Origin of the sequence: Agrobacterium sp. SORGH_AS 787, from assembly GCF_030819035.1 — a bacterium.
Taxonomy (GTDB): Bacteria; Pseudomonadota; Alphaproteobacteria; order Rhizobiales; family Rhizobiaceae; genus Agrobacterium; species Agrobacterium larrymoorei_B.
This window is the reverse complement of record NZ_JAUTBG010000002.1, coordinates 97,707-109,682: the sequence shown is the minus strand read 5'-3', so window position 1 is coordinate 109,682 and position 11,976 is coordinate 97,707. Positions and strand designations below refer to the sequence as shown.

At 58.9% G+C, this 11,976-nt stretch carries 11 protein-coding genes; 5 read left to right on the top strand and 6 right to left on the bottom strand.

All coding sequences use genetic code 11. The features are described 5' to 3' along the window. The first annotated feature begins 31 nt into the window (after positions 1-31). Positions 32-223, top strand: a complete 192-nt coding sequence (locus QE435_RS09910; RefSeq protein ID WP_349041240.1) for a hypothetical protein — start codon at positions 32-34, stop codon at positions 221-223. A 163-nt stretch (positions 224-386) separates the two neighbouring features. On the opposite strand, the gene QE435_RS09905 is transcribed toward QE435_RS09910, so the two are convergent. From QE435_RS09905 to QE435_RS09880, 6 genes are read right to left on the bottom strand one after another with little or no spacing between them, the layout of a single operon-like run. After that, the gene (locus tag QE435_RS09905; RefSeq protein ID WP_309771515.1) at positions 387-680 is read right to left on the bottom strand and encodes an addiction module antidote protein; all 294 of its coding nucleotides are present in this window, start codon (positions 678-680) and stop codon (positions 387-389) included. A gap of 3 nt (positions 681-683) precedes the next feature. Then, on the bottom strand, positions 684-971 hold the full coding sequence (locus tag QE435_RS09900) for a type II toxin-antitoxin system RelE/ParE family toxin (RefSeq protein WP_349041239.1): 288 nt from the start codon (positions 969-971) through the stop codon (positions 684-686). A 41-nt stretch (positions 972-1,012) separates the two neighbouring features. Continuing rightward, positions 1,013-1,837, bottom strand: a complete 825-nt coding sequence (gene xdhC, locus QE435_RS09895; RefSeq protein WP_349041238.1) for a xanthine dehydrogenase accessory protein XdhC — start codon at positions 1,835-1,837, stop codon at positions 1,013-1,015. A 10-nt stretch (positions 1,838-1,847) separates the two neighbouring features. Next, positions 1,848-4,187, bottom strand: coding sequence for a xanthine dehydrogenase molybdopterin binding subunit (gene xdhB, locus QE435_RS09890; protein WP_349041237.1), 2,340 nt, complete (start codon positions 4,185-4,187; stop codon positions 1,848-1,850). A 3-nt stretch (positions 4,188-4,190) separates the two neighbouring features. Next, positions 4,191-5,660 carry a xanthine dehydrogenase small subunit gene (gene xdhA / locus QE435_RS09885; RefSeq protein WP_349041236.1) on the bottom strand — a complete coding sequence of 490 codons (1,470 nt, stop codon included), beginning with the start codon at positions 5,658-5,660 and terminating at the stop codon, positions 4,191-4,193. A gap of 60 nt (positions 5,661-5,720) precedes the next feature. Further along, complete coding sequence (locus QE435_RS09880) at positions 5,721-6,497, bottom strand: 3-hydroxybutyrate dehydrogenase (RefSeq protein ID WP_349041235.1); 777 nt, start codon at positions 6,495-6,497, stop codon at positions 5,721-5,723. A 156-nt stretch (positions 6,498-6,653) separates the two neighbouring features. On the opposite strand from QE435_RS09880, the gene glpK reads away from it, so the two are divergent. The 4 genes from glpK (at position 6,654) to sbmA (ending at position 11,863) form a co-directional block, all read left to right on the top strand. After that, a complete protein-coding gene (gene glpK / locus QE435_RS09875) occupies positions 6,654-8,147 on the top strand; it encodes a glycerol kinase GlpK (RefSeq protein ID WP_349041234.1) in 1,494 nt (497 codons plus the stop codon). A 387-nt stretch (positions 8,148-8,534) separates the two neighbouring features. Then, entirely contained in the window at positions 8,535-9,596 is a 1,062-nt protein-coding gene (locus QE435_RS09870; protein ID WP_349041233.1) for an LLM class flavin-dependent oxidoreductase, read from the top strand. Positions 9,597-9,651: 55 nt separating this feature from the next. Further along, positions 9,652-10,404: a type I methionyl aminopeptidase gene (map, locus tag QE435_RS09865; RefSeq protein WP_306933835.1), complete on the top strand. Its 753-nt coding sequence runs from the start codon at positions 9,652-9,654 to the stop codon at positions 10,402-10,404. Positions 10,405-10,588: 184 nt separating this feature from the next. Beyond that, positions 10,589-11,863, top strand: a complete 1,275-nt coding sequence (gene sbmA, locus QE435_RS09860; RefSeq protein WP_349041232.1) for a peptide antibiotic transporter SbmA — start codon at positions 10,589-10,591, stop codon at positions 11,861-11,863. Positions 11,864-11,976: the final 113 nt, after the last annotated feature.

Below are 11,976 nucleotides of genomic sequence, written 5' to 3'. Positions count from 1 at the left end.
ACAGCATCAAAACATCTGAGGAGACACAGCAATGGGTGCCATGGCGTTAAACGCCTGGCTGCGCATATTCGCGTGGCTATGGAACACAGATTGGTTCGGCGAAGGATATAAGCCGTCGGACACGCTTCACGACGAAGAGTTGAGCGACCATCTGAAGCGGGATCTCGGCTTCATCGAGGGGGCGGAACCGGATTGGGCCGGAGACCGTGCAGCAAAGCGATGAATTGCGTGAAGCACTTCGGACGTCACCAAGGCCGCTATGATGATCATCCAAAGCGTGTCGCGACTTTTCAGATTCGCTCAGACGCTTTAGGCCCTCGCTTATCGCATGTCGTTATCGCAAAACCGCTCAACACTTTTCATTGGGCCATGCGTTAGCTCGATGCTCACGCAGCCTCTTCGTTGGAGGTCACGGAGAGGCGCAGGCCAAGCGCCTTCATCACACCTATGAGGGTGGAAAGTTTGGGGTCGCCCTTCTCGCTCAGCGACTTATAGAGGGCTTCGCGGGTAATCCCCGCTTCTTTGGCGATCTGGCTCATTCCCTTGGCTCTGGCGATATTGCCTAGAGCGACCGCGATGATTTTTGGATCGCCATCTTCAAACGAGGCCTCAAGGTAAGCAATGATCGCTTCGTCGCTATTCAGATAATCAACGGGATCCCAAGCACTGATTTCCGTCATATCTCAAAGGTCCTTAGCCATGATCAAGGCGCGTTCGATATCCCGCCGTTGAGAGCCCTTATCGCCGCCGCTAAGAAGAAGAACAATCTCATTCCCCTTTCGCGTGAAGTAGACCCGATAACCAGGGCCGTAGTCGATACGCAATTCACCGATACCATCGAAGAACTTCACGTCACCCAATAGACCAAGAGAAAGGCGATCGATCCGCACCTGGATCCGTGCTTGTGCTCTCTCGTCCCTTAGAGATGTGAACCAGCCCGAAAACGTATCTGTTTTAAGGATTTTGATCATAATGCTGGAAGACTAGGGTGTCAAGAATTGTAATCTTTAGATTACAATTCTGTTTTTGATGTGGTTCTGAAAGCTGAATATCGCTGGATCGCCTCCAGCACTTCGGACGTCACCAAGGCCGCTATGATCGCGGGGCGCTTGTCTTTGACCAGCGTTCCGCCGATGGGCAGCACCAGATTGTCAAGCGCGCCGACATGCCCCTCGCGGGCGAACCAGCTGGCGAAGGTGGCGCGCTTCGTCTTCGATCCGATCATGCCGACATAGGCGAGGTCGTCTCTTGCTAACGCTTCCTTGGCGATCAGGAAATCCAGCGCGTGATCATGGGTGACGATGATTGCCGCGCCGCCTGCGGGGATGTCCTTGACCATCGCTTCCGGCATGGCTGTCAGATGCGTCGAGACGTTGCCGGGAAGACCCGTCAACTCTTCGCGGCGGGTCTCGATAACCGAGATGGACATTGGCAGAAGCGACAGGCTGTTTGCCAGCGCCTTGCCGACATGGCCAGCGCCGAAGATGAAGACGGCGGGTTGCTGATCCTCCGCGTCTCGCAAGCGTTTGGTCAGCGCATCCGCGACCGCGTCAGTCACCCTGGTAAAGCGCAACAATGTGCGCCCACCGCAGCATTGGCCGATTTCCGGGCCGAGCGGAATGTCCAGAACGTCGATCTCCGTCTTGCCGTCCAGCATGGCGCGGGCATGATCGATCGCCATATATTCGAACTGTCCGCCGCCGATCGTCTCCCAGATGTGGGTGGGCGATACGAGCATGAAGGTGCCCGCCTCGCGTGGGGACGAGCCCTTGACCGCTTCGATCTCCACGAGGATGGCGGGTGCCTCAACCAGGAAGGCGGTCAGTGTTTGGCTCACGCCTCTCGCCTCACACCTTCTTCAACCGCTCCACCGCCATCAGCACGCGCTCCGGTGTTGCCGGGGCGTCGAGACGTGGGCAGACCTTGTAATCGGCAACCGAAGCAACGGCCATGGAGAGCGCTTCCAGCACCGAATTGGCGAGCATGAATGGTGGTTCGCCGACGGCCTTGGAGCGGCCGATGGTGGGCTCGGCGTTTTCGGACCATTCCGCCAGCTTGACGTTGAAGATCTTCGGACGGTCGGAGGCGAGCGGGATCTTGTAGGTGGAGGGCGCGTGGGTGCGCAGCCGTCCTTTGCCATCCCACCAGAGCTCTTCCGTCGTCAGCCAGCCCATGCCCTGGACGAATCCGCCTTCGATCTGGCCGATATCGATGGCCGGGTTCAGGGACTTGCCGACATCGTGGAGAATATCGGTGCGCTCCATCATATATTCGCCAGTCAGCGTATCGATGGTGACTTCGGAACAGGATGCGCCATAGGCATAGTAATAGAAGGGCGTACCGCGTCCGGCGGCGCGGTCCCAATGGATTTTTGGCGTCTTGTAGAATCCGGCGGCAGAGAGCTGCACGCGGGCGAAATAGGCCTGACGGACAAGATCATTGAAGGCGATTTCTTCTGCGCCGATGCGAATGCGGTTTGGCAGGAAGGCGATATCCTGTTCCGTGACATTCCACTTCTCAGCGGCGAATTTGATCAGCCGTTCCTTGATCTGGCGGGCCGCATCGAGAGCTGCCATGCCGTTGAGATCTGTGCCGGAGGAGGCGGCAGTCGCCGAAGTATTCGGCACCTTGCCCGTCGTGGTGGCGGTGATCTTCACCCGGCTGATATCCACCTGGAACGTATCGGCAATGACCTGCGCGACCTTGGTGTAAAGGCCCTGGCCCATTTCCGTGCCGCCATGGTTCAGGTGGATGGAGCCGTCATTATAGACATGCACCAGCGCACCCGCCTGGTTGAAGGCGGTCATGGTGAAGGAGATGCCGAATTTCACCGGCGTCAGAGCGATGCCCTTGCGAAGGATCGGGCTGGCGCGATTGAACGCGACGATCGCCTCACGGCGGGTGCGGTAGTCGCTGGAGGTCTCCAGTTCCTCCACCACGCGGGCGATGATGTTGTCTTCCACTTCCTGATGATAGGGCGTGGTGGTGCGGCCGGAGCCGGTCTCGCCATAGAAGTTCAGCTTGCGGATATCGAGCGGGTCCTTGCCGACCGCATAGGCGATTTCCTCGATGAAGCGCTCAGCGCCCAGCATGCCCTGCGGGCCGCCGAAGCCACGGAAGGCGGTGTTGGACACCGTGTGGGTTTTGAGCGGCTTGGAGGCAAGCTTGACGTGCGGGTAGAAATAGCTCGAATCCGCATGAAACAGCGCTCGGTCCGTGACGGGGCCGGAGAGGTCGGAGGAGAAGCCGCAACGGGCGGCGTAGGTCGCATCGACTGCGTGAATGCGACCCTCCTCATCGAAGCCCAGTTCGTAATCGACGCGGAAATCGTGACGCTTGCCGGTGGCGACCATATCTTCGTCGCGGTCCGGGCGGATTTTCACGGCACGCTTCAGCTTCTTGGCTGCGATGGCGCAAAGTGCTGCAAACTGATTGCCCTGCGTTTCCTTGCCGCCGAAGCCGCCGCCCATGCGGCGCACCTGTACGGTAACGGCATTGGAAGGCACCTGCAAAATGTGGCTGACGATGTGCTGAATTTCGCTGGGATGCTGCGTGGAACTCCACACCGTCACTTCGTCATCCTCGCCGGGCACTGCCATGGCGATATGGCCTTCGAGATAGAAGTGTTCCTGTCCACCGATCCGCATCGTGCCGGTCAGGCGACGCGGCGCGACATCCATCTCGACTTCCGCATCACCTCGTTGCAACACCATGCCGGGGGTGACGAGCGGTTCGCCATTTTCGAGCGAGGCGTCGATATCGGTAAAGTGCGGCAGATCCTTGTAGGTGATCTTCGCCTTGCGCGCCGCATGGCGGGCGATCTCGCGGGTCTCGGCAAAGACGGCGAAGATCGGCTGGCCGTGGAATTGCACCAGTGTTTCCGCAAGCAAGGGCTCGTCATGGCGCCCACCGGAGGAGACATCGTTTTCGCCCGGCACGTCCTTGCCGGTCATCACCCAGACGACGCCGGGGGTGGCTTCGACCTCGGAGAGGTCCATGGACAGGATCTCGGCGTGCGCGCGGTCCGAGAGACCGAGCGCGCCATGGATCAGTCCTGCCGGTTCTGGAATGTCGTCAATATATTCGGCACTTCCGGTGACATGCTTATGGGCCGAATCATGGCGAAGCGATCCGTGCATCTTGCCATCGACGTCGTTCTTGGCGCGTTCGAATGTGGTGGTGTCCATGTGTCAGACCTCCTCAAGCGCGAAGCGCTTGATTTCCTGCGGCGTGCCCGATGTCTCCAGGAAGAAACGGGTCAGCAGGTTCTTTGCCGTTAGTTGCCGATACTGTGCGGTGGCGCGCCAGTCGGTCAGCGGCTGGAAATCCGCGTCGATCGTGTCACGCGCGGCATCGATGGTGTCTTGCGTCCAGGGCTTGCCCTTGAGTGCCTCTTCCAGAGCTTTCGCCCGCTTCGGCGTGCCGGCCATGCCGCCAAAGGCGATGCGGATATCCTGCACCGTGCCATCCTCGCCAAGGGTCAGATGATAGGCGGCACAGAGTGCCGAGATATCCTCGTCACGCCGCTTGGAAATCTTGTAGATGGCGAAATGGCTGTCGGTCGCGGGGAGCGGTACGTCGATCTTCTCGACGAATTCGCCGGGAAGCCGGTCCTGCTTGCCATATTCGATGAAGAAGGTTTCGAGCGGGATCGAGCGACTGCCGGAGGTGGAGCGCAGCGTGAGCGTCGCACCGAGCGCGATGAGCGGCGGCGGCGTATCGCCGATCGGCGAGCCATTGGCGATGTTGCCGCCAATCGTTCCCATGTTGCGCACCTGCTGGCCGCCGAGGCGATCGATCAGCCGTCCGAAAGCCGGGATGTGATCTGCAAGTGTGTTGAAGGCCTGCGCATAGGTCACGCCAGCGCCGATCGACATCGTACCGTCGGCAATGGAGATCGATTGCAGTTCGCTGAGGTGATTGATGAAGATGACGGTCTTGAGCTCGCGCATCTGCTTGGTGACCCAGAGGCCCACATCGGTCGAACCGGCCACGATGGTTGCCTTCGGTTCTGCGGCATAGGCAGTCGCAAGCTCGGTGAGGTTGCCCGGAATGATGGTGCGATGGCCGTCCTTGGTGACGGTGATCGTGTCATTCTGCTGAATGCCCCAGAGGTGCGACATGATGGTGGCGCGGTCGCTTTCGATCGGGTCGAAAAGCGTGCTCGGCCGGGCAGCGGTCACGCTTTCGGCGGCCTTGACGATGGGCTCATAGCCGGTGCACCGACAGAGATTGCCTTGCAGCGCCTTTTCGATGTCTGCGCGGGAGGGCTTGTCGCTGGACAGCCAGAGGCCGTAAAGCGACATGACGAAGCCCGGCGTGCAGAAGCCGCATTGCGACCCATGGAAATCGACCATGGCCTGCTGAACCGGGTGAAGCGTGCCATCCTTGCTGGCCAGATGCTCGACCGTGACGATATGGGTGCCATGCAGCGAGCCGAGGAAACGGATGCAGGCATTGACGCTTTCGTAACGCAACGATCCTTCAAGAAGGCGGCCAACCAGCACGGTGCAGGCGCCGCAATCGCCTTCGGCGCAGCCTTCCTTTGTCCCTGTCAGTCGTTTGCGCAGCCTTAGATAATCGAGCAGTGTTTCCGTCGGCGCGAAGTCCGACAGAGTGATCGTCTCATTATTCAGGATGAAGCTGATTGCGTCTTTCATGCACTGCCTTCGTCTTTGTTCAGGTTTCGGGTTCGGCCCGAATGAATTGTGGTGTTCGATCTACTGCGCGGTCCAGCCGCCGTCGATGGAAATATGCGTGCCGGTGATCTGCTTGGCCGCATCGCTCGCCAGAAACAGCGCCGTTGCCGCCACATCTTCTGCGGCCACGAACTCCTTGGTAGCCTGCAGGCGCAAGAGCACGTCGTTCTTCACCGCCTCTTCGCTGATGCCGCGTGACTTCGCCGTATCCGGTATCTGTTTTTCCACCAGCGAGGTCAGCACATAGCCTGGGCAGATGGCATTCACGGTGATGCCGGTTTCGGCCAGTTCCAGGGCCGCGGATTTCGTCAGGCCCATGATACCATGTTTTGCTGCCACATAGGCAGATTTGAATGGAGAGGCGACAAGTCCGTGGGCCGACGCGATGTTGATGATGCGGCCCTTGCCGGCTGTCTTCATCAGCGGGATGGCGGCGCGCATGGTGTGAAAGGCGCTTGTCAGGTTGATGGCGATGATGCGGTCCCACTCTTCCGGCGGAAATTCGTCCACCGGTGCCACATGTTGCACGCCTGCGTTGTTGACCAGCACATCCACCGAGCCGAGCTTGTCATGCGTGGTCTTGACGAGGTCGAAAATCTCCTCCGGCTTCGTCATGTCGGCAGGGTGATAAAGCACGCGCGTGCCGCTCTCAGCCTCCATCAAAAGCCTGTTGCTTTCGATGTCGCCGGGATCGCCAAAGCCGTTCAGCATGACGTTGCAGCCATTATTGGCAAAGGCTTGCGCGATGCCCAAGCCAATTCCGCTGGTCGAGCCGGTGACGATGACTGTCCTTAGCATGCGTTCCCCTTTTTTCGACGTCGATGCAAGACTTTACAGCACGTTATGCTCAAACCGGGGGAACTGGCAATTGGATTCGAAACGGACGCCGCTTGTGGCTTGACTTTGTCTGTTGAGCATATTGTGGTGCGCGCGATTGATTTCAGGGAGGAATGAATGGGCGGCTACGTTATCGCCATCGATCAGGGCACCACGTCCACGCGCGCGATCATCTTCGACGGGTCGATGAAGGTGGTTGGAACGGGGCAGAAGGAATTTCGCCAGATCTTCCCGAATTCCGGATGGGTGGAGCACGATCCCGAGGAAATCTGGGAAACGGTCGTCTGGTCCATCAAGCACGCTCTGGAGAAGGCCAAACTCAAGGGTTCCGACATTGCCGCCATCGGCATCACCAACCAGCGCGAAACGACGCTGCTATGGGATCGCCAAACCGGAAAGCCGCTGCACAATGCCATCGTCTGGCAGGACCGACGCACCACCAGGCTTTGCGACAAGCTGAAGAAGGCCGGGCACGAGAAGATCTTTGCCAAGCGCACCGGTCTGCTGCTCGATCCTTATTTCTCCGGCACCAAGCTTTCCTGGCTGCTCTCCAATGTGAAGGGTGCACGCAAGCGCGCGGAGAAGGGCGAGCTTTGCTTCGGCACGGTCGATACCTTTCTCATCTGGCGGCTGACCGGCGGCAAGTCCTTCGTGACCGATGCCACCAATGCCGCACGCACCCTGATGTTCAACATCGAGAAGAATGTCTGGGACAAGGAACTGCTCGACATTCTCGACGTGCCGAAATCCGTGCTGCCGGAGGTGCTCGATTGCGCAGCGGATTTCGGTATTGCCGATGGGGACCTTTTCGGCGCGGAAATACCGATCCTCGGTGTCGCCGGAGACCAGCACGCTGCCGTCATCGGCCAGGCCTGCTTCTCCCCCGGCATGCTGAAATCAACCTATGGCACGGGCTGCTTTGCGCTTTTGAACACAGGCGAGGACATCGTTCGCTCCAAGAACCGGCTGCTGACGACGATTGCCTATCGTCTGGATGGCAAGTCCTATTACGCGCTGGAAGGCTCGATCTTCGTTGCTGGCGCTGCGGTTCAGTGGCTGCGCGACGGGCTGAAGATGATCGGGTCCGCACCGGAAACCGGAGCGCTGGCTGACAAGGCAGACGATGCACAAGAGGTCTATCTCGTGCCGGCCTTCGTCGGTCTCGGCGCACCCTGGTGGGATGCCGAAGCACGCGGCGCGATGTTTGGCCTGACGCGTGGCACTGGCCCTGCGGAATTTGCCCGCGCGGCACTGGAGGCCGTCTGCTACCAGACCGGTGATTTGCTGGATGCCATGCACAAGGACTGGAAGAACGACGATTGCGATATCGTCCTTCGCGTCGACGGCGGCATGGTCGCCTCCGACTGGACGATGCAGCGGCTCTCAGACCTGATCGATGCGCCTGTCGACCGTCCGGTGATCCTCGAAACCACCGCACTCGGTGCCGCATGGCTTGCAGGCAGCCGGGCAGGGGTGTGGCCGGACATGAAGGCCTTTGCCGAAACCTGGGCCCGCGACCGCCGCTTCGAGCCGAAGATGGATGGCGAGGTTCGGGCGCGGAAGTTGAAGGGCTGGAAGAATGCGGTGCGCCGCACGCTCAGCAACGTTTGAACGCACGACGCACCTGATTTCCTGGCCGCATGACACCAACTCAAGCGTATTGGACCAACAGGTAGAACAGCCCTGTAATCAAGGGTAAAAACCTCTCAGGTGTCATCCTCGCCCTTGAGGCGAGGATCCATAAGCCATTGACGCTATTGGACAACGTGGATCCTCGGCTCAAGGCCGAGGATGACGGTAAGGAGAGGTTCAACTTCATCGCAACGTCGTGCGGAAGGTGCATCCCTACCTGAGATGACAGATCACACGGACGATGATCCGTGCGTCGTGTACCAAGCCACCTATCGAGAAATTCGAAGCGTCCGGTTCAGATTTTGAATTTGCGCCGGTGCCTTTCGCTCTCTATCTCAGAAGTTCAATTGAGCGAGGAGCGTGCGCATGGAACTTGGCCTTTACACCTTTGCCGATGTCAATCCGAACCCGGCTGATGGTCGTGGCCCGGAAGGTGCGCGTCGCCTGAAGAACCTTTTGGAAGAGATCGAGCTTGCCGATCAGGTTGGGCTCGATGTCTTCGGGCTGGGTGAGCATCATCGTCCTGATTATGTCGTCTCGTCGCCCTCCACCGTGCTTGCCGCTGCGGCGGTCAAAACGAAGACCATCCGACTTTCCAGCGCCGTTTCTGTGCTGAGCTCCGATGATCCGATCCGCGTCTTCCAGCAATTCGCTACCGTCGATCTGCTGTCCAATGGCCGGGCGGAAATCATGGCAGGGCGCGGCTCCTTCATCGAGTCCTATCCGCTCTTTGGTTACAATCTCGAGGACTATGACGATCTCTTTGCCGAGAAGCTCGATCTGCTTCTGGCGGTGAGAGACCGGGAAATCGTCACCTGGTCGGGCGAAAAACGTGCGCCGATCAATGGGCGCGGTGTCTATCCGCGTCCGTTGCAGGAGGCGCTGCCCGTGTGGATCGCGGTTGGCGGCACGCCACAATCGGTGGCGCGGGCCGGTGCCATGGGTCTGCCTGTGGCGCTTGCCATCATTGGCGGCGAGTACCGCCGCTTCGCGCCGCTCTTCGATCTCTACCGGGAAGCCGCGCGCCGTGCGGGCCAGCCGGTCGAAAAACAGAAGACCAGCATCAACGTCCACGGCTTCATCGCCGACACCACCGACAAGGCGGCGGACCAATTCTACGGGCCGCAGGCGGAGGTCATGAACCGCATTGGCCGCGAGCGCGGCTGGGGTCCGACCAGCCGGGCGCATTACGATATGGCGCGAAGCGCCGAGGGCAATCTTTTCCTCGGCGAACCGGAAGTGGTGGCGGAAAAGATCATCAAGGCGCATGGCGTTTTCAAGAATGATCGCTTCCTGTTGCAGATGGCGATCGGTCTGATGCCGCATGAGCAGATCATGCGCGGGATCGAGCTTTACGGCACGAAAGTCGCCCCCATCGTCAGAAAAGAATTGACTGGCAGTGCCGATAGGGCGAAAGCCACGGCATGATCGGGCGCTTTTGGGCGCCCTTTGCCGAAGACATTGCGCAGGATATGGACGCAGAATGGTTATCTCGACGGAAGAAGAGCTCGAAAAGCTGAAGGATGTTGGCCGGATTTGCGCCCTTGCGATGCAGACCATGGCCGATGCTCTTGAGCCAGGGATCACCACCGCCGAACTCGACGCCATCGGTCGCAATATTCTGGAAGGCAATGGCGCGCAGTCGGCGCCCGAGTTCTGCTATCAGTTTCCGGGTGCCACTTGCATCAGCGTCAACGAAGAAGTGGCCCACGGCATTCCGGGACCGCGTATCATCAAGGCGGGTGATCTCGTCAATATCGATGTGTCGGCGGTGAAGGATGGCTTCTTCGGCGACACCGGCTCTTCTTACGCCGTGCCGCCGGTGAAGAAGGAGATCGAGCGCCTCTGCCGCGACGGCAAGCGCGCCATGTGGACCGGGTTGCAGCAGGTGAAGGCTGGCAGGCCGCTCGCCGATATCGGCAATTCCATCGGCGCTTTTGCCAAGAAGAACCGTTACACGCTGATCACCAATCTCGCCAGCCACGGCATTGGCCGTTCGCTGCACGAGGAGCCGAAAGAACTCGCCACTTGGCCGGACAAGGATGAGACCCGCATCATGACCGATGGCCTGGTCTTCACCGTCGAGCCGTTTCTTTCCACGGGTGCTTATTGGGCCGAAGATGGTGACGACGATCCGTGGACGCTCTTCAGTGATCCCAGCGCGCCCACCGTACAGTTCGAACACACCGTGGTTGCCACCAAGAACGGACCGCTGATCCTGACGCTTGCCGAGTAAGGCGGTCGCTCTTGCACGGTTGCGCTGTAATGCGGCTGTAATGTTGAAGCCGCATTCGCCGGTTTTGGCTTACATCTTCGTAACTTAGCGTTTGCTGCATTGCGTCGGCGAAGTGTCTGGCCTAATTTCTCCCCAAATCTGCTTCGCCAATAATGGCTGATCTCAAGCTCGCGAGAGTTCGAACGTGTTTCATTCCTTCTTTCCCAAACCCAAGTCGTTTTTTACCTCTGCCATTGTTTGGTCCTTGCTCATGATAGGCCTCTGGTATGCGGGCGGTCGAAACTGGGGTGCGGCACTCGGCATGCCTCCAGCAACACCAGGAGAGGCACCGATCACGGGGGTCTCGATTTTCTGGTCTCCGCCATTCCTTTGGTTTTACATCTATTACACCGCCGCCGTGCTTGTGTTTGCGGGCTTCTGGTTCATTTACAGCCCGCATCGTTGGCAGATGTGGTCGGTTCTCGGCTCCGCCCTCATCGTCTTTGCGACCTATTTTTCCGTGCAGGTCAGCGTGGCGATGAATGCGTGGTACGGCCCGTATTACGACCTGATCCAGCAAGCACTCGCCAAGACGGCGCCAGTGACGGCCGAACAGCTTTATCTCGGCCTTGTGGGCGTTTCAGGCATTCTGTTTTTTGCAATCACCGTCGGCGTGCTCAATCTCTTCTTCGTCAGCCACTACATCTTCCGTTGGCGCACGGCGATGAATGATTTCTACATGGCGAACTGGGACAGGCTCCGCCACATCGAAGGCGCCTCGCAGCGTGTTCAGGAAGACACGATGCGGTTTTCCTCGACCGTCGAAGGGTTGGGTGTCGGTTTCGTCAGGGCCATCATGACCCTGATCGCGTTCCTCCCCGTCCTCTTCACCTTCTCCGAAACCATCAACGAGTTGCCGATTATCGGTTACGTCCCTCATGCTCTGGTGTGGGCGGCGATCTTGTGGTCGCTTTTTGGAACGGGCTTTCTTGCACTGGTGGGTATCAAGCTACCCGGCCTCGAATTCCGCAATCAGCGCGTGGAAGCGGCTTATCGTAAAGAGCTGGTTTATGGTGAAGACCACGCAGATCGTGCTCAGCCGCCGACAGTGCAGGAGCTGTTTTCGAATGTCCGGAAGAACTATTTCCGGCTCTATTTTCACTATATGTATTTCAACGTTGCCCGCATTTTCTATCTGCAGGCTGACAACATCTACAGCTTGATCGTTCTCATTCCATCAATCGCAGCAGGCAAGGTGACACTTGGCGTGTTCACGCAGATCGGCAACGTCTTCGATCAGGTGCGCGGATCGTTCCAGTATCTCATCAATTCCTGGACGACGATCGTCGAGTTGATGTCGATCTATAAACGTCTGAAAGCCTTTGAGGCTGCCATTTACGATAAGCCGCTGCCGGAAATCGATCAGCGCTATTTGAAGCGTGAGGCAGAAGAGGGTGAGTTGGCGGCGGACAAGCCGTAAGCGTCGATACTATCAAAGCTCGCCGTCATCGCCGCTCAAGAGCGGAATGGCGGTGAGCGTTTAAAGCCGTTGGTGGAAACATGCGACCTTGATGCTGTCGCTGTAGAGGCAAT

Coding starts and splice junctions, on each gene's coding strand:
- QE435_RS09870 (WP_349041233.1), top strand. CDS start 8,535: ATGGAACTTGGCCTTTACACCTTTGCCGATGTCAATCCGAACCCGGCT.
- QE435_RS09880 (WP_349041235.1), bottom strand. CDS start 6,497: ATGCTAAGGACAGTCATCGTCACCGGCTCGACCAGCGGAATTGGCTTG.
- QE435_RS09900 (WP_349041239.1), bottom strand. CDS start 971: ATGATCAAAATCCTTAAAACAGATACGTTTTCGGGCTGGTTCACATCT.
- map (WP_306933835.1), top strand. CDS start 9,652: ATGGTTATCTCGACGGAAGAAGAGCTCGAAAAGCTGAAGGATGTTGGC.
- xdhA (WP_349041236.1), bottom strand. CDS start 5,660: ATGAAAGACGCAATCAGCTTCATCCTGAATAATGAGACGATCACTCTG.
- xdhB (WP_349041237.1), bottom strand. CDS start 4,187: ATGGACACCACCACATTCGAACGCGCCAAGAACGACGTCGATGGCAAG.
- QE435_RS09905 (WP_309771515.1), bottom strand. CDS start 680: ATGACGGAAATCAGTGCTTGGGATCCCGTTGATTATCTGAATAGCGAC.
- glpK (WP_349041234.1), top strand. CDS start 6,654: ATGGGCGGCTACGTTATCGCCATCGATCAGGGCACCACGTCCACGCGC.
- QE435_RS09910 (WP_349041240.1), top strand. CDS start 32: ATGGGTGCCATGGCGTTAAACGCCTGGCTGCGCATATTCGCGTGGCTA.